This window comes from Stenotrophomonas sp. SMYL89 (assembly GCF_036319985.1).
Taxonomy (GTDB): domain Bacteria; phylum Pseudomonadota; class Gammaproteobacteria; order Xanthomonadales; family Xanthomonadaceae; genus Stenotrophomonas; species Stenotrophomonas maltophilia_Q.
The window spans coordinates 252,380-272,131 of sequence record NZ_JAWIRW010000002.1; the positions used below are offsets into that span (position 1 = coordinate 252,380).

General features: G+C 66.2%; 14 protein-coding genes and 1 tRNA gene. 4 read left to right on the forward strand and 11 right to left on the reverse strand.

Annotated elements, in window-relative coordinates; translation table 11 throughout:
- Positions 1 to 68: 68 nt before the first annotated feature.
- The 4 genes from V3B41_RS03885 to radA all read right to left on the reverse strand — a co-directional run bounded on the left by V3B41_RS03885 (position 69) and on the right by radA (position 6,419).
- Positions 69 to 533, reverse strand: a complete 465-nt coding sequence (locus V3B41_RS03885; RefSeq protein ID WP_049431198.1) for a DUF3828 domain-containing protein — start codon at positions 531 to 533, stop codon at positions 69 to 71.
- 94 nt (positions 534 to 627) lie between these two features.
- Positions 628 to 2,934, reverse strand: coding sequence for a tetratricopeptide repeat protein (locus V3B41_RS03890; RefSeq protein ID WP_049431195.1), 2,307 nt, complete (start codon positions 2,932 to 2,934; stop codon positions 628 to 630).
- Between the two features lie 49 nt (positions 2,935 to 2,983).
- Positions 2,984 to 4,840: an ATP-binding protein gene (locus V3B41_RS03895; RefSeq protein ID WP_049431191.1), complete on the reverse strand. Its 1,857-nt coding sequence runs from the start codon at positions 4,838 to 4,840 to the stop codon at positions 2,984 to 2,986.
- Positions 4,841 to 5,042: 202 nt separating this feature from the next.
- Positions 5,043 to 6,419, reverse strand: a complete 1,377-nt coding sequence (gene radA / locus V3B41_RS03900; protein WP_005408586.1) for a DNA repair protein RadA — start codon at positions 6,417 to 6,419, stop codon at positions 5,043 to 5,045.
- A gap of 149 nt (positions 6,420 to 6,568) precedes the next feature.
- On the opposite strand from radA, the gene V3B41_RS03905 reads away from it, so the two are divergent.
- Positions 6,569 to 8,626, forward strand: a complete 2,058-nt coding sequence (locus V3B41_RS03905; protein WP_049431188.1) for a bifunctional diguanylate cyclase/phosphodiesterase — start codon at positions 6,569 to 6,571, stop codon at positions 8,624 to 8,626.
- Between the two features lie 211 nt (positions 8,627 to 8,837).
- Here V3B41_RS03905 and cyoD read toward each other — a convergent pair whose 3' ends face one another.
- Genes cyoD through cyoA form a run of 4 tightly spaced genes read right to left on the reverse strand, consistent with a single transcriptional unit; the run spans position 8,838 to position 12,854 of the window.
- The gene (gene cyoD / locus V3B41_RS03910) at positions 8,838 to 9,179 is read right to left on the reverse strand and encodes a cytochrome o ubiquinol oxidase subunit IV (protein WP_005408584.1); all 342 of its coding nucleotides are present in this window, start codon (positions 9,177 to 9,179) and stop codon (positions 8,838 to 8,840) included.
- Positions 9,179 to 9,817, reverse strand: a complete 639-nt coding sequence (gene cyoC, locus V3B41_RS03915; protein ID WP_005408583.1) for a cytochrome o ubiquinol oxidase subunit III — start codon at positions 9,815 to 9,817, stop codon at positions 9,179 to 9,181. The genes cyoD and cyoC overlap by 1 nt, the downstream gene beginning before the upstream one ends.
- The gene (cyoB, locus tag V3B41_RS03920) at positions 9,814 to 11,811 is read right to left on the reverse strand and encodes a cytochrome o ubiquinol oxidase subunit I (protein ID WP_005408582.1); all 1,998 of its coding nucleotides are present in this window, start codon (positions 11,809 to 11,811) and stop codon (positions 9,814 to 9,816) included. The genes cyoC and cyoB overlap by 4 nt, the downstream gene beginning before the upstream one ends.
- 2 nt (positions 11,812 to 11,813) lie before the next feature.
- Positions 11,814 to 12,854 (reverse strand): ubiquinol oxidase subunit II, encoded by a 1,041-nt coding sequence (cyoA, locus tag V3B41_RS03925; protein ID WP_049431185.1) that lies wholly within the window; start codon positions 12,852 to 12,854, stop codon positions 11,814 to 11,816.
- A gap of 352 nt (positions 12,855 to 13,206) precedes the next feature.
- Between cyoA and V3B41_RS03930 the strand changes: the two genes are divergently transcribed.
- On the forward strand, positions 13,207 to 13,842 hold the full coding sequence (locus V3B41_RS03930; protein WP_049428525.1) for a GyrI-like domain-containing protein: 636 nt from the start codon (positions 13,207 to 13,209) through the stop codon (positions 13,840 to 13,842).
- A gap of 70 nt (positions 13,843 to 13,912) precedes the next feature.
- Here V3B41_RS03930 and V3B41_RS03935 read toward each other — a convergent pair.
- From V3B41_RS03935 to V3B41_RS03945, 3 genes are all read right to left on the reverse strand, one after another.
- A tRNA-Thr gene (locus V3B41_RS03935) sits at positions 13,913 to 13,988 on the reverse strand.
- A gap of 50 nt (positions 13,989 to 14,038) precedes the next feature.
- The gene (locus V3B41_RS03940) at positions 14,039 to 15,043 is read right to left on the reverse strand and encodes a 2-hydroxyacid dehydrogenase (protein ID WP_049428528.1); all 1,005 of its coding nucleotides are present in this window, start codon (positions 15,041 to 15,043) and stop codon (positions 14,039 to 14,041) included.
- Between the two features lie 97 nt (positions 15,044 to 15,140).
- Positions 15,141 to 18,011 carry an autotransporter outer membrane beta-barrel domain-containing protein gene (locus V3B41_RS03945; protein WP_049428529.1) on the reverse strand — a complete coding sequence of 957 codons (2,871 nt, stop codon included), beginning with the start codon at positions 18,009 to 18,011 and terminating at the stop codon, positions 15,141 to 15,143.
- Between the two features lie 255 nt (positions 18,012 to 18,266).
- On the opposite strand from V3B41_RS03945, the gene V3B41_RS03950 reads away from it, so the two are divergent.
- A complete protein-coding gene (locus V3B41_RS03950; RefSeq protein WP_080354990.1) occupies positions 18,267 to 18,776 on the forward strand; it encodes an RNA polymerase sigma factor in 510 nt (169 codons plus the stop codon).
- Positions 18,773 to 19,741, forward strand: a complete 969-nt coding sequence (locus tag V3B41_RS03955; RefSeq protein ID WP_049428532.1) for a FecR domain-containing protein — start codon at positions 18,773 to 18,775, stop codon at positions 19,739 to 19,741. The genes V3B41_RS03950 and V3B41_RS03955 overlap by 4 nt, the downstream gene beginning before the upstream one ends.
- Positions 19,742 to 19,752: the final 11 nt, after the last annotated feature.

Consider the following 19,752-nt stretch of genomic DNA (forward strand, 5'->3'; position numbering starts at 1 on the left):
AACATCACCTGGTAGTGCCGGCCGCTGGCCGGCAACTGAACCACGCCCTGCGTGGATGCCGCAGACGATCAAGGCAGCGGCTGGGCCAGGATCTTCCGCACCGAACGGCCACTGTTGGTGAGGATGTCATCGACCTGCCAGCAGCCCTGCGCTTGGCGCACCATCGGCAGGCGGGTCACGTAGGCCTTCTCCCAAACCGAATAGCGCATCTCGACCTGGCCGGAATTCGCCGAGGCCGCTTTCCAGCTGTAGCGCACCGGGGTTTCGATGTCGCCGTCCTGCGCATCCAGCCACGGATCGGAATCGATCGTGCAGATGCCCTGTTCGCGTTCCTGGCAGGCACGCTCGCCGCGCAGTGCCTTGCCGAAGGCGGGACTGACCAGCGCCGGTGGCGGCTCCAGCAGGTCGCCATCACCCGTCGTTGCCTCGTAGAAGGCGCGGGCCACAGCGGCAGGCTCCTGGCAGGTGGGCGCGGCCTGTGCGGCGGGCGCCAGCAGCAGGCCGGCGATCACGAGCATCCCTGTCTTTCGCATGTCCAATCCCTCTGGTCGTGATGGCGATCTTTTGTAGAGCCGAGCCCATGCTCGGCTGCGTCCCAGCATAAGCCGAGCGCAGGCTCGGCTCTACTTACAGCCCGTAGCGCTCGATCACGTCCAGGTGCGGCTGGCGATCCTGGTCGCAGGCCTCGGCCAGACGCAGCCAGCAATGCGGATGCGGCCACGTCGCGGTTTCCCGCTGCAGGAAGCGATGCAGTGCCAGCGGTGCATGGTCCTGCGGCTGTGCCACGGTGAACAGCAGGCCGGGCACCGTGCCGTCTTCCACATCGGGGTCGGTGACGGTGTAGTCCGGCCGGCTGTGTGACCACACCTTCCAGCCCTGTGCTTCGGCCGCCTCGACGAAGGCATTCCAGGCCTCTTCGCCCGGGTGCGCGCCATCGATCATCCAGCTGCGGGCGAAGCCGCCGCGCTCCAGCACATGCACCTGCGCATAGGTCGGGATGAAATGCTCGCGCGCTTCTTCTTCCTCCGGGGCCGGATGCACCAGCGCTGCATCGAACACCACCCAGTCACCCACCTGCTGGGCGCGGTTGGACGGCGCGTTCTCGACGATGCGCGCGGTCACCGGACCGCTGCGACGGGCGTAGTACTCCATCGGTTCGCCGTTCTCTTCGCTGCGGATGATCACCCATCCCCACGGCTCCTCGACCACGCCGTCCTGGCTGGACAATTCCATGCCTATCGCCGTCGCCGAGCGACGCACGGCGTCCCAGTCGCGCGCCGCGCTGGCGGCACTCATGTGGTCCCAATGCGCGGCATTCGGCTCTTCCAGCAATTCAACCAGCTGCGCATAGCAGGCCTGTGCTTCGCTGAAGCGGCCGGTTTCCATGTACATCCGCGCCAGCGTGCCACGCGCGCCGTGCGAGCCCGGAGACAGCTCCAGAAGCGATCGGGCCGCCTGCTCCAGCGCCGGCCAGTCGGACACACGGCGTGCACGCTGCACCTCGCACCAGTGCGCGAACACCGGCACGCTGCCGCGATAGAGATCGGCCAGCTGGCGCAGTCCGTCGTCATCGCCCTGTTCGGCCAGCCAGCGCATCAGCGTGTAGGCCGCGGGGCCATCGTGCTGGGTATGGCCGCGTACGAACCGCCACAGCAGCGACCGCGCCTCGGCCTGCGCGCCGCAGGCATTCAGTGCCGAGGCGGCCATGTCAGCCAGCGCCTCGTCATCGGGCAGCTCGGCATGCGCCTGCAGCAACCACTGCGCTTCGCGCTCGGGATCGCGCGACTGGTTCTGTTCGCCCTGCGCGTCCAGCCATGCCAGCAGCTCGCCCGCCGGCACCGGTAGCGGCGCGACGTCCGGTAATGCCTCGATGCGCGCGGCCAGGCCTGCCACCAGCGCCGCAGCACCCCGATCCTGGCGCAGCTGCGCCAGATGGGTGCGGGCAAGTTCCAGCTGCCGCAGTGCCACCCAGCGCGCGCCACGCTGCAGCGCCAGCTCCAGGCTCAGCGCCGCGACTTCGATCAGCAGGCGGTGCGAACCGACCCGTGCGAAGTGCTCGATGATGGTGTTGAAGCGCGTGCCCAGATCCCAGGTGTTGCGCGCAGGATCCCGCTGACAGAGCGCGGCGGCGGTGTTGGCCCACAGGCGCCAGTAGTTCGGGGTCAGCTCGCTCCACGGCACCAGCTGCTGCAGCGCCTCTTCGTCGCGGCCCAGCTGGGCCAGCGCCCAGGCCTTGGACAGGCGGCGCGGCACCGTGCAGTTGGCCGGCTCGTACTCCCCGGAGGCTGCCACTTCGGCCTCGCGCTTCTCGATCAGCGCCAGTGCCTCGTCGGCACGGCCGACAGCGAGCAGGATCTTGATCTGCATCTCGGGGAAGCTGTCGAACACTTCCTTGCCACAGGCTTCCACGGCATCGGCCTGCACCTGCAGGTAATCCAGCGCCTCCTGGCCACGGCCATCATCGAGCAGCGCATCGGCCTTCTCGCAGCTCAGGCACTGGAAACAGGCCCAGCTCGGGTCGATGCGGCCAAGGGTTTCGTCGCAGACCTCGATGCGCTCGGGCACCCAGCCCGGGCCGTCGATGTTGCCGTAGCAGGCGGCCAGGTCCTGGGTCACGCAGATCGACTGCGGGCATTCCAGGGTGTCCTCGCGGTGCGCGCGCTCGAACAGCGCTACGGCTTCGCCGAGTGCGCTCTCGCCTTCCACGCGGTTGCCGACGCGGTTGCGCAGCGCCCAGTGGCCGACATAGACGTCAACCCAAGGGTTGTCCAGCGCCTTGCCCAGGGCGCGTGCTTCGGGCAGCAGGGCATCGACGCGGTCGATCTGCAGTTCACTGACCTCGTCGGCGAGACGGTTCAGCAGGTGCGCGTTCTGCGCCTGGCCGGCCTGGCGCAGGTCACCCTGCAGCTTTTCGACCCAGTTCCAGATGTCCATGGGGGTAATTGCTCCTGTCTAGCGAAGGCTGGATGAGAGGGTGCGGTGCTCAGCGCAGCATCTGCTGCAGGGCACCGGCGATATCGGTGAAGGCACCATTGAGATCCGGGCCCGGCGTAGCAGTCGCGCGTGCCAGCGGGCGGCCCTGCGCGGCGACGATGACTTTCAGCGAGCGCAGCAGGCGGGCTGCGGCCTCGGCCTGTGGGTGGCCCTCGCGCTGGGCGCGCAGCAGTGCCTGCACCGCCGGGTTGTCGAGGTTGAGGTACAGCCGCGACGGTGCACGCGATTCGATGCGTGCGGTGAACTGCCGGGCCAGGCGCAGCGCGGCCATCGAGACGCGCTTGTCGTTCTCGTCGTCTTCCAGCCGCTGCTTCAGCTCGGCCTCGCGGTCGGGCACCACCACCACCGGCAGCGCCTCCGGGCTGAAACGTGCGGGCAGCAGCTGCTCGCCGTCGCCCAGTTGTTCGCGCAGCCACGCCAGCTGCGCCTCGTCGAGGCTGTCATCACTGCGGAACAGTGAGCGGTTGCCCTGCTCGGTGCCGAGCTCGACCAGGCGCAGGCCCTTGGCCTGGGCCCAGCGCCGCAGGAATGGCACCACCGCATAGCGATGGCCGTGCGCGACCGGTACGCCCATCGCGCGGAACAGCATCTCTTCAAAACCACCGCCGTTGTCGAGGATGACATGCACGGCACCGCGCGCCGGCAGCGCACTGGCCGGCAGGTCGCCCTGCGAGGTCGGTACCCGCACATGCTCCATCAGCAGTTCGAACAGGCGGTCATCACACAGCGCCGCGCCCAGCAAGGCCTCATTATGGCGCGTGAGAACGCGTCGCCAGGCTTCCGGCTGCTGCTTCGCAACGTCGGCCAGGCCGTCGATCAGCGCTTCCAGCAGTGCATGCTGCACGGCTCGGTACTGGTCGTCGCGCTGCAGGTCTTCGCGGCTGGCGGTAGGCGTGAGACGCGAGGATTCGATCACCCCGCCGATGAAGCCGGCCCAGGGCGGCAGCAGGTCGCGGGCGTCGTCGTCCAGCAGCATGCCGCGCACGAACACCGACAGGTTGCGGTTGTCGCTGGTGCCGTAGGTAGCACCGTCCTGCACCCACAGCAGGCCGGTGGCATCGCTGTTGCCATCCGCGCGCAACGGCACGGTGACGATCGGCTCGAAATCGTGCTCGAAGCGCGCTGCGAACTGCAGCGCCTGGCGCCGCGCCTGCACCGGATGCACAGCGACGTCGCCCTGGCCGCGCCACGGCGGCGGCTCGGGGTTGAGCGCCTCGGCCGCAGCACCGATGAAGATCGGTTCGGACAGCAACGCGCAGTAGCGGCCCAGCACCTCATGCAGGCGCGCCTCGTTGGCCAGCGGCAGGAAGTCCGGATGCAGCTCCAGCTCCACCTCGGTACCGACCGACCGCGCCGGCACTTCACTGACGGTGTATTGCTCGGCATTGCTGGACACGTACAGATGCCCCAGCTCCGGCGTCTGGTACGAGGTGGTACGCACGCTGACCCGGCGCGCCAGTACGAAGGCCGACAGGAAGCCGAGGCCGAACATGCCGATCAGGCCTTCGTCGTCCTCGCCGCCCTGGCGCAGGCCACGGGTGTAGCCGACGCCGACGGTGGCCAGGTAGTCGTGGATTTCCTGGCGGGTCAGGCCGGCACCGGTATCGGTGATGCGCAGCACGCCGGCAGCGGCATCGACCTGTACCGAAATGCGCGAAGGCACTTCGATGCCCGGCTGTTCGATGCGACGGCGGATGATCGAGTCGTGCGCGTTCTGCACCAGCTCACGCAGCGCCACCACCGGGGTGGAGTACAGGTGCTTGCCCAGCACCGTCATCAGTCCATTGAGATCGACCCCGGCACGACGGATTTCGGCGTTGGGGGCGGTGAGCGCGTTGTCCTGCATGTAATCGTTTACTCCTGGGCACGGAAAGACGCCAGAGGGCGTCTTCGTCGAGCGGGAAAAACTAGCACAAGGAAGCTGACCGTTACTGCATTGGACACGTGTAGAGCCGAGCCGATGCTCGGCTGCTGTTCGACCACCCGTCGAGCATGGCTCGACTCTACAAGAAGCAGCCGAGCGTGGGCTCGGCCCTACAGGACGGGCATCACGCCGCGTCGATGGCCTCGGACAGGCGTTCCACCGCAATCACTTCCATGCCCTTCACCGAACCACCCTTGGGCGCATTGGCCTTGGGCACGATGGCACGCTTGAAACCATGGGTGGCGGCCTCGCGCAGGCGGTCCTCGCCATTGGGCACCGGGCGGATCTCGCCGGACAGGCCAACCTCGCCAAAGGCAATCGTCTTTTCCGCCAGCGGCCGGTCCTGCAGCGAGGACAGCACCGCCAGCAGCACCGGCAGGTCGGCGGCGGTCTCCTGCACACGGATGCCGCCGACCACATTGACGAACACGTCCTGGTCGCCGACCAGCACGCCACCATGACGGTGCAGCACGGCCAGCAGCATGGCCAGCCGGTTCTGCTCCAGGCCGACCGCGACACGGCGCGGGTTCGACAGCGGCGAAGCATCTACCAGCGCCTGCACCTCCACCAGCAGCGGCCGGGTGCCCTCGCGGGTGACCATCACGCAGCTGCCCGGCTGATGGGTGCTGCCGCCGGACAGGAAGATCGCCGAGGGGTTGGAGACTTCCTTCAGGCCCTTGTCGCCCATCGCGAACACGCCCAGCTCGTTCACCGCGCCGAAGCGGTTCTTGAACGCGCGCAACAGGCGGAAGCGGCTGCCGCTCTCGCCTTCGAAATACAGCACCGCATCGACCATGTGCTCGAGCACGCGCGGGCCGGCGATGCCGCCCTCCTTGGTCACGTGGCCGACCAGGAACACGGCGGTGCCGGTCTCCTTGGCAAAACGCACCAAGCGCGCCGCGCTCTCGCGCACCTGGCTGACCGAACCCGGCGCGGCGGTCAGGCTCTCGGTCCACAGGGTCTGCACCGAATCGGCCACGATCAACCGCGGGCCGGCCCTGGAGGCATGCTGCAGGATCGACTCGACGCCGGTCTCGGCCAGCGCGTTGACGCCATCCAGTGGCAGTTCCAGCCGGTGCGCGCGGCCGGCCACCTGCGCCAGCGACTCCTCGCCGGTGACGTACAGCACCGGCAGTTCGGCCGCCATCTTCGCCACTGCCTGCAGCAGCAGGGTGGACTTGCCGATGCCCGGGTCGCCGCCGACCAGCACCACCGCGCCCTCGACCAGGCCGCCGCCCAGCACGCGGTCGAACTCACCGATGCCCGTACTGACCCGTCGGTGCTCGGTCTGCTCCACGTCCTTCAGGGCGGTGATCTTCGGCGGATCGATCTTGCCCGCCCAGCCCGCCCGCCGCGACGCCGGCGCCTTGGCCGCCGCCGCGCTCTCCAGCACGATTTCCGACAGCGAGTTCCAGGCATTGCACTCGGTGCACTGGCCCTGCCACTTGCTGAATTCGGCGCCGCATTCATTGCAGACGTAGGCGGTGCGGGCTTTTGCCATTGGATGATTTCCAGCAACGGGAACAGGCGTGGCAGGATAGCCGAGCCGGGTCGCAGGTGCTGCGACCGCTCAAGTCCCACCCACCCGCGCCGATAGGGGTCGCGGGCGTGCGCCTTGCGGGCGCCCCTCCCTCCCCCACTGGATTCAACATGACTGGCAGTTACAGTCAGAGCCTGGTCATCATCTCCCTGCTGGTGGCCATCCTTGCTTCGTACACGGCGCTGGACATGGCCGGACGCCTGGCCACGGCCGAGGGGCGCGTGGCCCGCTGGTGGCTGGCCGGGGGTGCGGCGGCAATGGGCCTGGGCATCTGGTCGATGCACTTCATCGGCATGCTCGCCTTCGACCTGCCGATCCCGGTCGGCTACGACCTCGGCATCACCCTGTATTCGCTGGCGGTCTCGATTGGCGCTTCGGCCTACGCACTGTGGCTGGTGTCGCGACCCAGCCTGCCCTGGCGGCGCTTGCTGGCTGGCGCGGTACTGATGGGGCTGGGCATTGCCACCATGCACTACCTGGGCATGGCCGCGATGCGCATGCAGCCGGGCATCGACTACCACCCCGGCTGGTTCGCCGCCTCGATCGCGGTGGCCATCGGTGCCGCCGGTGCTGCGCTGTGGATCGCCTTCCGCCTGCGTGCCGAACAGCGCAACACCCTGCGCCTGCGCGTGCTCGCCTCGCTGGTGATGGGCGTGGCCATCGTGGGCATGCATTACACCGGCATGGCTGCGGCGCGTTTCCCCGCAGGCAGCATCTGTGGCGCGGTGGGCAGTGGCGGCATCGATACGCGCTGGCTGGCAGTGCTGGTGATCGTCACCACCGTGGCGACCCTGGGCATCGCCCTGGTGGCCTCGCTGTTCGACCGGCAGATGCGCGTGCGCACCGGGCTGCTGGCCGACTCGCTGGCGCACGCCAACGACAAGCTGATCCAGGCCGCCCTGCACGACCCGCTGACCCAGCTGCCCAACCGCATGCTGCTGCAGGACCGCATCGAGCAGGCCATCGAGAAGGCGCGGCGGCGCAACCAGGCGGTGGCGGTGATGTTCTGCGACCTGGACGGCTTCAAGGCGGTCAATGATGCCTATGGTCACCAGCTCGGTGACCGCCTGCTGGTGGCGGTGGCACAGCGTATCGGCGGCCTGCTGCGCCCGCAGGACACCTTCGCCCGCCTCGGCGGCGACGAGTTCGTGATCGTGCTGGCCATCGACATTCCCGACGATGCCGTGGTCGTGGCCGAGCGCATCATCGCTGCTGCGGGCGAGCCGTTCACCCTGGACGCGGCCGAACTGCAGGTCAGCGCCAGCCTCGGCATCGCCCTGTATCCAGATGATGCCGTCAACGAACGCGAGCTGATGGCACACGCCGATGCGGCGATGTACCACACCAAGGAAACCGGCCGGAACGGCTATACCTTCTTTACGCCGTCGATGCAGCTGAGCGCCAACCGCCAGCTGCGCCTGCTGCAGGACCTGCGCAAGGCGATCACGCGCAACGAACTGGTACTGCATTACCAGCCCAAATTCCCCGCGGCGGGTGCACCGGCCACCGGCGCCGAGGCCCTGCTGCGCTGGCAGCACCCGGAGCTGGGCCTGCTGGCACCGGATGTGTTCATTCCCATCGCCGAGCGCAGCGGCCTGATCCTGCCGATCGGCGACTGGGTACTGGACCGCGCCTGCGCGCAGCTGCGTGCGTGGCACGATGCCGGACATGCCGAATGGTCGATGGCGGTGAACCTGTCGCCACTGCAGTTCTCCTCGCCGGCCCTGTTGGACAGCGTGCGCGAGGCACTGGAGCGGCACCGCATCGAACCGGCGTGCCTGACCCTGGAGATCACCGAGACCACCGCGATGAAGGACGTGGACGCCAGCCTGGCGATTCTCAACGACCTGACCGCGATGGGCGTGCACATTGCCATCGACGACTTCGGCACGGGCTATTCCAGCCTGCTCTACCTGAAGCGCATGCCCGCCACCGAACTGAAGATCGACCGTGCATTCGTGCACGACCTGGAGTGCAACGCCGAAGATGCCGCCATCGTCTCGTCGATCATCGCGCTGGGCCGCACCCTGCAGTTGCAGGTGGTGGCCGAAGGCGTGGAGACGCAGGCGCAGCGTGAATACCTGAGCGAGCTGGGCTGCGACCAGTTGCAGGGCTACCACCTGGGCCGGCCGATGGACGCCGACGAGTTCCTGCGCCGGGTGGGGTGAGGTCCCGGTTTCGAGGTCGGGCCCCTTGCCGCAGGCAAGGGCTCTGCCCCCCGGATGGATCGTGCGCGCGGTTCATCCACGCATGGCGTGGATCTACCCGGGCCCCGGGGTCAGAGCCCTGGCCTGCGGCAAGGGATCCGACCCCATCCATCCGCCAACAAAAAGGCCGCCCCGAAGGGCGGCCTTTCTGCGTGGCAACGTCGCGAAGACGTCAGTGCATCATGTGCACGTTCATGTTGTGCATGACCCACAGGGTGCCGACCACGATGATGCCGATCACCACCACGGTGAAGGCCGCAGCGTTGACGTTCCAGCGGCTTTCCGAGGAGCGGTCCAGGTGCAGGAAGAACACCAGGTGGACCAGCATCTGCAGCACCGCGGTGATGGCGATGACCACACCGTTGACGGTGCGCGAGAAATCGCCCGACATCACCATCCAGAACGGGATGACGGTCAGCACCACCGCCAGCACGAAGCCGATCAGGTACGACTTCACGGTGCCATGGCTTTCGCCGCCGGTGCCGTGGTCGTGTGCATGGTTGTCATGTGCCATTACAGGGCTCCATTGAGGTAGACGACGGAGAACACGCCGATCCAGATCAGGTCCAGGAAGTGCCAGAACAGGCTCAGGCACGCCATGCGGGTCTTGTTGGTCGGGGTCAGGCCGTACTTCTTCAGCTGCACGAACATCACCAGCAGCCACAACAGGCCGGCGCTGACGTGCAGGCCGTGGGTACCGACCAGGGCGAAGAATGCCGACAGGAAGGCACTGCGGTCCGGACCGTAGCCCTGGTGGATCAGGTGCTGGAACTCCCACACTTCCATGCACATGAAGCCGAAGCCCAGCAGCCAGGTGATGCCCAGCCACAGGTACATCTGGCCCATCTGCTTGCGGTGCATGGCGATCATGCCCAGGCCGAAGGTCAGCGACGAGGTCAGCAGCAGCGCGGTTTCCCATGCCACGAACGGCAGTTCGAACAGGTCCTTCGCGGTGGGGCCACCATCGGTGCCGCCTGCCAGCACCACGTAGGTGGCGAACAGCGAGGCGAAGATGAGGCAGTCGCTCATCAGGTACACCCAGAAACCGAAGACGGTGTTGCCGCCGGTGTCGTGGTGCTCGTGGTCGTCATGGCCATGGGCCGCCGCATGCGCGGCGTGCCCGTGGCTCAGGGTCGAGGTATTGGTGCTCATGCCTTCAGCTCCGACTTCACCAGGCCCTGGGCTTCCAGGTGCTTGCGGTGTTCGTTCTCGATGCGTTCCACCTCGGCGGCCGGGACCCAGTAGTCCACGTCCTGGTCGAAGGTGCGGTAGATGAACGTGGCGATCATGCCGACGAAGCCGACGATGGCCAGCCACCAGATGTGCCAGATCATCGCAAAGCCGAACACCAGGCTGAAAGCACCGATGACAACGCCCGTGCCGGTGTTGCGCGGCATGTGGATGTCGGTGTACTTGGCCGGCTTCGGCCAGGCTTCACCACGCTGCTTGCGCTCCCAGAAATCGTCCAGTTCGGTGACTTCCGGCAGGGTGCCGAAGTTGTAGAAGGCCGGCGGCGAAGAGGTTTCCCACTCGAGCGTACGGGCATCCCACGGGTCGCCGGTCAGGTCGACGGTCTTCTTGCGGTCGCGGATCGACACGGCCACCTGGATGATCTGGCACAGGATGCCGGCACCCACGATGAAGGCACCTGCGGCGGCGATCAGCAGCAGCGGCTCATAGGCCGGGTTGACGGTGCTCTGCAGGCGGCGGGTCATGCCCATGAAGCCCAGCACGTACATCGGCATGAAGGTCACGTAGAAGCCGATGAACCAGCACCAGAACGCGCACTTGCCCCAGAACTCATTGAGGCGGAAGCCGAACATCTTCGGCCACCAGTAGGTGATGCCGGCGAACATGCCGAACACCACGCCGCCGATGATGACGTTGTGGAAGTGGGCGATCAGGAACAGGCTGTTGTGCAGCACGAAGTCGATGGCCGGGATTGCCAGCATCACGCCGGTCATGCCGCCGATGACGAAGGTGACCATGAAGCCGATGGTCCACAGCACCGGGGTGGTGAAGTGCACGCGGCCGCGGAACATGGTGAACAGCCAGTTGAAGATCTTCACGCCGGTCGGGATCGAGATGATCATCGTCGTGATGCCGAAGAAGGCATTGACGTTGGCACCCGAGCCCATGGTGAAGAAGTGGTGCAGCCACACGATGAACGACAGCACGCCGATGCAGGCGGTGGCGTAGACCATGCCCTTGTAGCCGAACAGCGCCTTGCGCGAGAAGGTCGCGATGACTTCGGAGAACACACCGAACGCCGGCAGGACCAGGATGTACACCTCCGGGTGACCCCAGATCCAGATCAGGTTGATGTACAGCATGGCGTTGCCGCCACCGTCATTGGTGAAGAAGTGCGTGCCCAGGTAGCGGTCCAGGGTCAGCAGCACCAGGGTGATGGTCAGCACCGGGAAGGCGGCGACGATCAGCACGTTGGTCACCAGGGCGGTCCAGGTGAACACCGGCATCTGCATCAGCTTCATGCTGGGGGTACGCATCTTCAGGATGGTGATGAAGAAGTTGATACCGCTCAGCGTGGTACCCAGGCCTGCGACCTGTAGACCCCAGATGTAGTAGTCCATGCCTACGCTTGGACTGTATTCGATGCCTGACAACGGCGGGAACGCCAGCCAGCCGGTGGCGGCGAATTCACCGATCCACAGCGACAGCATGATCAGCACCGCGCCGGACACGAACAGCCAGAAGCTGAGCGAGTTGACGAACGGGAACGCGACGTCGCGAGCACCGATCTGCAGCGGCACGGCCAGGTTCATCAGGCCGGTGATCAGCGGCATCGCCACGAAGAAGATCATGATCACGCCGTGGGCGGTGAAGATCTGGTCGTAGTGGTGCGGCGGCAGGTAACCCTCGGACCCGCCGACGGCGAGCGCCTGCTGGGTACGCATCATGATGGCGTCGGAGAAGCCGCGCAGCAGCATGACGAAGGCGACGATGAGGTACATCACGCCGATCTTCTTGTGGTCCACCGAGGTGAACCACTCCTTCCACAGATAGCCCCACAGCTTGAACTTGGTGATCAGGGCCATGACGCCCAGGCCACCCAGCACCGCGCCGACCAGGGTGGTCAGCACGATCGGATCGTGGGGGATCGACTCAAGAGAGAGTTTTCCCAACATGTTCATTCTCCCGAACCCGCATGGCCAGCATGGCCAGCGTGTTCGTGTTCGGTGGCATCCAGGTTTTCACCCGATTCCTTGGAATCATGCGCGTCACTGGGGGCGTGGCCCTCGTGCGCTTCATGGCTGGCGGCATCGGCAGCGGCGGCACCGGCATGTTCGTGCTTCATGCCGTAGTGCTTGTTGTCGCCCATGTGCTTGGCGATGACCCAGTTGAACAGGCCTTCTTCGGTCTTGCCGAAGTAGGTGACCGGGTACCACTCCGCGTTGCGTGCTTCACCCAGGGCCTTGAACGAGGTCTTGTCCAGGGTCTGCTCGCCGGCACGGACCTGGTCCAGCCACTGGCGGTATTCGGCATCGGTGACCGAGTAGGCAGTGAAGTGCATCTTGGCGAAGCCCGCGCCGCTGTAGTGCGAGGACATGCCCGGGAATTCACCGGTCTCGTTGGCGATCAGGTGGAGCTTGGTCTCCATCGCAGCCATCGAGTAGATCATGCTGCCCAGGTGCGGGATGAAGAAGGCATTCATCACCGAATCGGACGTGATCTTGAAGTTCAGCGGCGTGTTGACCGGGAACTTGATTTCGTTGACGACCGCCACCTTCTCTTCCGGATAGATGAACAGCCACTTCCAGTCCAGCGAGATCGCCTCGATGGTGACCGGCTTGACGTCCGATTCCAGCGGCTTGTACGGGTCCAGCGCGTGCGACGAACGCCAGGTCAGGACCGCCAGCACCAGCACGATCATGCAGGGAATGGACCACACCACCACCTCGATCGCCGTCGAGTGGGACCACTTCGGCTCGTAACGGGCCTTGGTGTTGGAGGCGCGATACTTCCACGCGAAGGTCAGGGTCATGATGATGACCGGGATGACGACCAGCAGCATGAGCACGGTGGCCGTGATCAGCAGGGTCTTCTCATCCTGGCCGATCTGGCCCTTCGGACTGAGGATGGCCACGGCATCGCAGCCGGTGAGCATCACCAGCAACGACAGCAGCAGGCCCGGGCGCAACCAGCGCCCAAGGGTTTTCAACGGAATCATCGGTCGATCCAATTGCGAGGGAATGCCGTTCCCCGTCCTGCCTGTTCCGGCAAAAGCCGGTCCCGCCGGTCCGGAAGACAGGCAGGGAGGTGGGGTCGAGTCAGCCTTTCAATTTTAGGCCGTCACCCACCATTTAAGAAAGGCATTGACAATGATCAGGCGCAGGAAAGGCCCGTTTCAGGCTGCGACACGTTGTCGCAGTGCGCGGCCACGGCGGGCAGAGCGCTCGCGGGCGGCATCCTGGCATCGGGCGATGGCGGCTGCTCCGCCCGTGCCCGGAAAGGTCGCCTGAACATGTTCAGGCATGCCCGCGAAGGTAATGCATGGGATGCTTGGCGTTGGAGGAAGCCCCATGGACAAGATCAACTTCAAGAAGCGTGATCGCGCGTTGTACCAGCCCCCGGCGGGCCGGTTCGTAACGGTGGACGTACCGCCCCTGCCCTACCTGATGATCGACGGCCGCGGTGACCCGAACACGGCCCCGGCCTACCAGCTGGCCGTGCAGTGGCTGTACGCGGTGAGCTATGCGCTGAAGTTTGCACTGAAGAGCGAAGGCCAGGACTACGTGGTGCCACCGCTGGAAGCGCTGTGGACCGCCGAGGATCCGTCGAGCTTTGTGGCACGCCGCAAGGATGAGTGGAGGTGGACGGTGATGATCCGCACGCCGGACGGGATCAGTCCAGCGCAGTTGGAGGCTGCCATTGCCAAGGCAGTGAAGAAACTGGGCGACGTTCCGGCCAGCCTCCGCCACGAAATTCTCGAAGAAGGCCTCTGCCTGCAGACCCTGCATATTGGTGCCTACGATGAGGAGGGCCCGATCCTGGCGAAGTTGCACGATGAACTGATGCCTTCGCTGGGCTACACCTTCGCCGGCCCCCATCACGAGATCTACCTGGGCGACCCGCGCAGGACCGACGCTGCGCGGTTGAAGACCGTACTGCGGCAGCCGGTGCGGGCGCTTGAGCCTGTTAAGGGTTCGCGCTCATGACACAAGGCCCGTGATTGCTTCAAATGCCCAAACAAAAAGCCCCGACCAAGGCCGGGGCTTTTCATGCAACTGGTGCCGGAAACAGGAGTCGAACCTGCGACCTACGCATTACGAATGCGCCGCTCTACCAACTGAGCTATTCCGGCGTAGCCCGCGATTTTAAGGGCTTGACGCCCCGGCGGTCAATCCATCCGACTCAGCTAACCTCTACCCGGTTGGCGCACACCCGCCCGGCGGCGAAATCCTGCAGGTTCCCCAGCGTGATCGCCGAGATCTCCTGCAGCGCCTCCACGGTGAAGAAGCCCTGGTGGCCGGTCACCAGGACGTTGGGGAAGGTCATCAGGCGCTGGAAGGCCTCGTCGTCGATGATCTCGCCGGACAGGTCCTGGAAGAACAACGCGCTTTCCTGTTCGTACACGTCGATGGCCAGGTGGCCGAGCCGGCGCGACTTCAGCGCGCGGATCACTGCATGGGTGTCCACCAGTGCGCCGCGTGAGGTGTTGACCAGCATTGCACCGGGTTTCATCCGCGCCAGAGAGGCGTCGTTGATCAGGTGCTGGGTACCGGGTGTCAGCGGGCAGTGCAGCGAGACGATGTCGGCGCGCGCCAGCAGTTCATCCAGCTCCACCATCTCGCCGACACCCGCGAAGGCGGCCGACGGATACGGGTCATGCCCCAGCACGGTGCAGCCTATGCCCTTGAATATGCGCGCGGTGGCCAGCCCGATCTTGCCGGTACCGACGATGCCGACGGTGCGTCCATGCAGGGTGCGCCCCAGCAGGCCATCGAGCATGAAGTTGCCTTCGCGCACGCGGTTGTAAGCGCGATGGGTCTGGCGGTTGAGGGTCATCACCAGCGCCAGTGCATGCTCGGCCACGGCCTCGGGCGAATACGCAGGCACCCGGGCGACGAACAGGTCCAGTGCTTCCGCAGCGGCCAGGTCCACATTGTTGAAGCCCGCACAGCGCAGCAGCACCGCACGCACGCCCAACACGTGCAGCGCGCGCAGCACCGCCGCATCCAGCCGGTCGTTGACGAACACGCAGACGGCGGCGCAATCCTGTGCGAGTGCTGCGGTATGCACATCCAGCGCGGCATCGAAGTAGACGAACGTGTAACCCTGCCCCGCTGCATCGCGCAGGTTGGCGTCGTCCAGGAAGCGACGGTCGTAGGGTCGGGCGCTGAAGACGGCGATCTGCATGGAAGAACCTGGGTGGAATGCCATGCCGACCATACCGCAGCCACGCGTCCGTGGGGATGGCACCGGCGATGCGAACGTCGCCGGTGCCCTGTACCACTTAGAACCGGTAGCCCAGGCCCAGCATCACGCCGTTCTGGATCTGCCCGTCACGACGCTCGCCCACGTAATCGGCCATGATCGACAGGCGTTCGCTGGCGCGGCTGGTCACGCCCAGGTTCCAGGCCAGTACCTGCTCGCCCACGGCCTGGCTGCTGGCGCCGAACACCAGGTCCGGTGCTGCGGCGAAGCCGGTGCTGTAGCGGGCCTGCGAATCGCCCAGCTCCTTCTGCCAGACCACGCGCGCACGCGGGGTGATGCGCTCGCCGTTGTCGCCCTCGAAGGTCCTGAACAGCTGCAGGCCCGCACCCACGCGGATGCTCTCCAGGCTGCCGCTGCGACCCACCAGCGCACCCGCGCCCTGCCCTTCATTGAAGCGGGTGGCCGAGGTCCGCGCGTAGTCCACCACCGGCAACAACGGCTGGATCACCAGGCCCTTGCCAGTGGTGAACGAGAACGCGTGTTCCACCCGTGCCGAGATCGCATCGTTGTTGTACTTGGCGCGCAGCGGCTGCTGCAGGCCGTCGATGCCGCTCACGCTGCGCCGGGTGTCATGACGCAGGTCGGTATAGCGCACCGCCGCCGACAGATAGCCGCGCGAATAGGTCGCGTCCAGATAGCCGCCCACGTCCAGCGCGCGCACGTCACCGCTGAAGTCGGAACCATCGCGGCCCTTGGTCGACATATCTGCCGCTGCCACGCTGACGCCCAGGGTGACGCGGTCATCGGCAACGCGGGTATCGGCACCGACGACGACGCCGCCGATGTTATGGCTCAAGCCGGCCACGCCACCGTCGGCATCGATGCGGCCGTGGCTGGCGAAACCTCGCGCCCACAGGCCATGGTTGCGACCAGAGCCACTGCCTTCACCGCCACCCGCCGCCGGCTCGACCAGATGCATGGCCAGCTGGTTGAACAGGCTGCCGTGGCGCATGCCCGGCTGCGCCGAGACCGACTGCGCGGCCTGCGAGGCCAGGCCGTCGGCATCGCCGCCACTGCGCATCGCCGCCTGGTGCTGCTGCACCACGTTGCCAATGCTGCCCACCAATGCATTGTCGGCCAGGCGCAGGCTCGCGTGCGCGTCACCGCGCAGGGCACCGGCCTGCTGTGCGATCACATCACGGTCGGCGAACTGCAAGGCGCCGAGCAGCGACTTCAGGCCACCATCCTTGCGATCGGAAGCGGTCGCCAGCGCACGGCCAAGGGCATCGCCCGAAACAGCATTGGCAAACAGCCCCAGCTGGTCGAAGCCCGGGTTGGCGGTCAACCACAGGCCGTCCGCGGTCTGTTTCACGTTGAAGCTCAGCAGCGAGTTGTGGCGTGGGCGGAACACTTCGCCGCCGGTGATGTTGGCGCTGTAGCCGGTGTCGCCCAGGCGCACGACGTCTTCGAAGCCGCCCTGGTAGATCGGGCCCTGCACGAGATCGCGACGGAAATCCTGGCCGTAGTAGCCCTGCGCCACGTTCAGTTCAAGGAAGGCACCCTTGGAGATCACCAGCGCGCCGTCGGTCTGCTTGCTGTCGAAGAAACTGCCTACGCGCAGGCGGCCACTGCCGGCGCCGCCGTTCTCGGTCACGTCGAACAGCACCTTGCCGCCCGGCATGATGTTGACGTAGCCATGGGTGACCAGGTCGCCACCGCGCGGCATCAGCGTGCCGTAGACGCGCAGGCGGTTGAAGCCATCCTCGCGCCAGGACGGGCGGGTGCCGCTGGCCAGCGCACTGAGATCCATCGCGGTGCCCGCCACATCACCATTGCCGACCAGCATGCCTGCGCCCATCACCCGCACCTCCGAAGCGCGAAGGGCGCCGCCTTCCAGCGCGATGGTGCCGTTGTCGACCAGCATGAAGTCGGCACCGGTGGTCGCGGAGGTTCGCCAGGTGGCACCGTTGGTCACGCGGATCACGCCCATCGAGTCGTCCAGCGTGGACACGTCCAGGTCGCCCAGGCGCAGCTTCGACAGCAGCAGGGCCTTGTAGTACGGATCTTTCTGGTAGTCCTGTACCGAGTTCGCGCCGATGCCCTGCGGACCATTGCTGGACGCGTTGTAGATGCTCTGCGCCAGGTTGATGTAGCTGGACTGCCAGTTGGTGTTCCACCGCGCGAAATCATCATCGACGAAGGTCTGCAGCTGGCGACCGGTGCGCAGGTAACCCGGGTTGATGTCGCCGCTCACGTTGGCGGTAACACTCAACGTATCGCCCGGATCGCGGTAACCCTTCGCAGTGATGATCCTGTTGTTGTAGATGTCCTGGCCCGGGAACGACTCCAGCTTGCTGCCGCTGCCATCAGGGTCGAAGGTGACCGAGGTACCCGTGGTGCGCGCCGGATCTCGGAATACCAGCAAGCCGTTGGGTTGCACGACTTCATACATGGCCTTGTGCAGCAGCCCGGCGTCCATGCCGCCGCCGTAGTTGCCGGTGTAGATCTGGGTCATCCGTGGCGACGGCGTGTAGATCACCTTGCCACTGTTGCTGGCCGCATGGATCTGTACCGAATCGACGATTGGCAGATCACCGGCCAGATAGCGTTCGACGCCACCGGACTGCATGATCGAGCAGGACGAAATGCAGTGGCCGGACACGATGGTGTTCAGGCCGGATGTGCGGATGATGCCCTGCAGCCACTCGCCGGCGATCAACGCGCCGCCATTGGAGGTGCGCAGCACCACTTCGCGGATCGGCCGGCCCTCGGCCTGCGCCTTGGCCAGCAACGCTGGCAGCGATACCACGTCGGCGTAGGTCACCCCGCCGCTCAGGAAGATGCGATCCCCCTGCACGTGATAACTCATTGCCATGACGTCATCTGCCGCCGCGATGGCGCCAACGCCGATCAGCCCGGCCAGGGCCAGGCTCAACTTCGAATGCTTCATACGTTCTCTCTCTCCACCCGCAACACGCGGGTAAGGAGTCAAACGGCAAAGCGCCGGAATCTCCCCCAGCCCGGCAGGCCGGGAAAAATGAATGCATTCACAATGAGAGAGGAGCACCACACACTCTTCCCCATCCGGTCATCGTCGCGTAAAACTCGAAGGCGGATCCGCCAACGTCAGCCGAGGCCAGCCCTGTCCGTCCCGTCCCCCCTGATCCACCACGCGCCGGAGCCACCCGCGCCTGCGGACGCCTTCATCGCGTTCGTACGCGAGGAACGCGCGCCACTGTGTGCGTTCCTGCGCACACGGGGCGTCGGGCCGGAGGATGCAGAGGACATCGCGCAGGACTGCATGGAGCGGCTGATCCGCTATCGCGCGCACGGCACCGACGAACTGCGCCTGCTGCTGTATCGTATCGCGCGCAATCGCCTGGCCGATCGCGGCCGATCGCCGCAGTCGCGACCTCACTTGTCACTGGCCGAGCATGATGGTCACGACGAGCCCACCAGCCCGTCGCCGGACCCCTTGCGCCAGGCAGAGTCCGGGCAGATGTTGTCCCTGCTGCGGCAGGCCCTTTTCAAACTGCCCGAGCGCGCGCGCGAGGTGTACCTGCTCAACCGGATCACCGGCATGAGCTATACGCAGATCGCGCGGCACTGTGGAATTACAGCCAAGACCGTGGAAAAACATATCGCCCGCGCCCTGCAGGGCCTGCGCCAGGAGTTGGGACCGGATCCGCTGCACAACGACAGGGATACCGAATGAGCAGCCACCGGCATAGGGAAGACGCCTCGCTGTTCGCACGCGCCAGCACCTGGGTGGCGCGTCTGGAAGCTCCGGACTGCACCGCAGCCGAACGCGAGTCATTCGAAGACTGGCTTGCTGAAGACCCTGCCCATGTCAAAGCCTGGGTGCAGGCCGAAGACCTTTTCCAGCAGGGCCAGGGCCTGGCTGCGGACCCGTGGCTGCGGACGGCTGCGGCGCGCGCGGCACGGCCTGCCCGGCGCCGCTGGCTGCCTGCTGCGGCCGCAGCCGCGGGTATCTGCGTGGCCATCGGCGTGGGCTGGATGGTAGCGGTGGATGGCAACCCTGCCCCGCAACACTTTGCCAATGACACGCATCAGGCACAGCGGCTGACCCTGCCCGATGGCAGCGTGGCCATGCTCGATGCCGGCACGACGCTGCATGCGCGCTTCGGCTGGCGCCACCGCGAGCTGGACCTCGAACGCGGCCGCCTGCAGCTGCAGGTCGCGCCATCGAGCAAGGCATTGCAGCTGCGCGCCGGCACCAGCACGATCCGCGATATCGGCACGACCTTCCAGGTTGAGCGCCTGCACGATGGACTGGTCGAGGTCGCGCTGCTGGAGGGCGCGGTGGAAGTCAGCAACGGCGCCGCCCAGCACACGCTGGCCCCTGGCCAGCAACTGCAGGTACTGCCCTCCGGGCGCATCCAGCCCGGTCCAGCGCTGTCCTCCACGGCAGCCGCCGAGGGCTGGCTGCATGGGCAGCTGGTCTTCGATGCCACCCCGCTGTCGATCGTGGTCGAACGCATGAACCGCTATGGCCATGCACCGCTGGTGATCGCTGACCCTGAGATCAGTGATCTGGCGGTCAGCGGCACGTTCCGCGCAGGTGACGCACAGGAGTTGCTGTCCGCGCTGGAACTTGGCTGGTCCATTGCTGGCCAGACGCGCCCGGATGGCGCGCTGGAACTGCGCCGCACGTACTGAGGAGGCCTGCG